Here is a 1,452-nt window from a genome sequence, read left to right on the forward strand (position 1 = left end):
CCTACGTTGGGTCTCGTGCAATGGTCACTTATGACTTGCCGCTCAACGAAGTGGTCTTTGACTTTTATGACCGCTTGAAGTCCATCTCCAAGGGCTACGCTTCGTTTGATTATACAATCAGCGAATACCGTGCTGGTGATTTGGCCAGGATGTCCATTCTGGTGAACGACGAGCCGGTTGATGCGCTCTCTGTGCTGGTGCACCGCTCACAGGCGGACAAACGCGGTCGTGCGATGTGTGAGGTTCTGAAAGAGCTGATCCCTCGGCACATGTTCAAAATCCCTATTCAGGCAGCGCTTGGTGGCCGCGTGATTGCACGTGAGACCCTTTCTGCCCTGCGTAAGGATGTGACCGCGAAATGTTATGGCGGTGATGCTTCTCGTAAACGCAAGCTGCTGGACAAGCAGAAGGCGGGTAAGAAGAAGATGCGCCAGTTCGGTAAGGTTGAAATCCCTCAGGAAGCGTTCATTCAAGCGCTGAAGATGGATGACTGAGCACCGATTAGAGCTGCAGTAATACTAAGATTCAAGACCGGCCCATGTGAGGCCGGTCTTTGTTTTTGGCAAATGCGACTATGAAAAGGTACGTAGATATGTCCCTTGAGAATGACCTGCGCAGCCGCGCAGACGATAAATGCGAGCTTTGCGGTGTGACAGAGGATCTTGCTGCAGTCGCAGTTGGTCCGGATAGCGATGGCAATGCAGAGAAATCCATTTTGGTTTGTGGCACTTGCTCCGCACAGTTGGAAAGTGAAGCTGAGCTGGATGTGAACCATTTGCGCTGCCTGAATGAGAGCGCATGGAGCACTGAGCCAGCGGTTCAGGTGAGCGCATGGCGTCTGCTTGGCCGCCTCTCCAGTGAGGCCTGGGCACGAGACCTACTGGATACGCTGTATCTGGATGAGGAAACGCTTGAGTGGGCTCAGTCCGGTATGCCAGCGGCAGAGGATGAAGACGCTATCGTGCACAAGGATACGCACGGCGCTGTGCTTTCTGCTGGGGACACCGTGACGCTGGTCAAAGACCTCAAAGTCAAAGGCGCGGGCTTCACTGCCAAGCGCGGCACAGCGGTGCGGAACATTACTCTGGTGCAGGATAATGCAGAGCACATCGAAGGCCGTGTCAACGACCAACGTATTGTTATTCTGACGGAATTCGTGAAGAAGTCCTGAGGATTAGCACTAAAAACCCGAGACGTAGAAAGCGGCCTAAATGGTCGCTTTTTTTATGACGCAGACTCCTCGTTTAAACGGCTGATCTGCTCAAAATCACCAGAGCACGTTTGCATAAGGCGCCGTTAGGCTAGTTCTCTCCGCCATTACGCTGCAGGCGGACCTGCGTGTGCATCAAGATCTGCTCGGGGGTTAAGCGCAGGAGGATTTGGTTGTCTTTCCATTGATAGAGGCTTGAACCAAGGTTTGAGGTTTCGATGCGGTAGTGGCGGGCGCCCTGG

Annotated in this window: 1 protein-coding gene and 1 pseudogene; both read left to right on the forward strand. The window is 53.5% G+C overall.

The genetic code is table 11. From position 1 onward, the window contains the following. Positions 1 to 494 (forward strand): annotated as a pseudogene (locus PPL9_RS34275) (elongation factor 4); the annotation flags it as partial. A 98-nt stretch (positions 495 to 592) separates the two neighbouring features. Next, positions 593 to 1,171, forward strand: a complete 579-nt coding sequence (locus PPL9_RS19460) for an alkylphosphonate utilization protein (RefSeq protein ID WP_057464233.1) — start codon at positions 593 to 595, stop codon at positions 1,169 to 1,171. Positions 1,172 to 1,452 lie beyond the last annotated feature (281 nt).

This window comes from Pseudovibrio sp. POLY-S9 (assembly GCF_001431305.1).
GTDB lineage: Bacteria > Pseudomonadota > Alphaproteobacteria > Rhizobiales > Stappiaceae > Pseudovibrio.

Bases quoted from the DNA above. Each gene is read 5' to 3' on its own strand.
- PPL9_RS19460 (WP_057464233.1), top strand. From the start codon at position 593: ATGTCCCTTGAGAATGACCTGCGCAGCCGCGCAGACGATAAATGCGAG.